1 protein-coding gene is annotated in these 554 nt (G+C 40.3%); it reads right to left on the bottom strand.

Annotation, left to right across the window (positions count from 1 at the left end):
* Positions 1-554, bottom strand: a 554-nt coding sequence (locus ACNO7B_RS02420; RefSeq protein WP_417901122.1) for a T7SS effector LXG polymorphic toxin, incomplete at both ends; no start/stop codon positions are given.

Genomic DNA, 554 nt, shown 5'->3' with positions numbered 1-554 from the left:
CCTGCGGTGAGTTCTTCACCTGTGATCGGATCGACACCTGTTGCGGCACGTTTTGCATCGTTCACGCCTGTCAGCTCATTAACGATATTCCCACCGTAATCAAGGGCTTTTTCATACCAAGGACGGTTGGCGAGCGCTTCTTGTTCCTTTGCGATCTTGCGGGCTTCTTCTTGATCTTTTTTAATTTTTAGATATTCAGAAGTTTGCTTCTCAATATCGCTTTTTGCCTTGTAGATTTCGCTATTTTGATACGCTTTCTTGTCAAAATTCATAGGCGAAATGGACTTTCCGTCATTTGTGGCATTGATCATTTCTGCGTACAATGCCATTGTAGCCTTCTCCTCAGTCTCTGACAAAGCATATTCATCTTTTAGATTTTGATCAAGTTCTATTAAATCTTTAACCGTTTTCTTCCGTTCATCTTCCGCATCTGCAATCTTTTCGTCAAAGGTTTTACTATCAAATACCTCCAGAGAAATGAGGTCATCAATATCTTGAAAAATCGTTTTGAGTGCCTTTTTTTGATCCTTCACGATGCTTTTGGCATTCTTGAT

It is taken from the genome of Bacillus sp. AK25 (genome assembly GCF_048270685.1).
Lineage (GTDB): Bacteria > Bacillota > Bacilli > Bacillales > Bacillaceae > Bacillus > Bacillus altitudinis.
The sequence above is the reverse complement of the archived record's forward strand: the minus strand, read 5'-3'. Positions and strand labels throughout refer to the sequence as shown.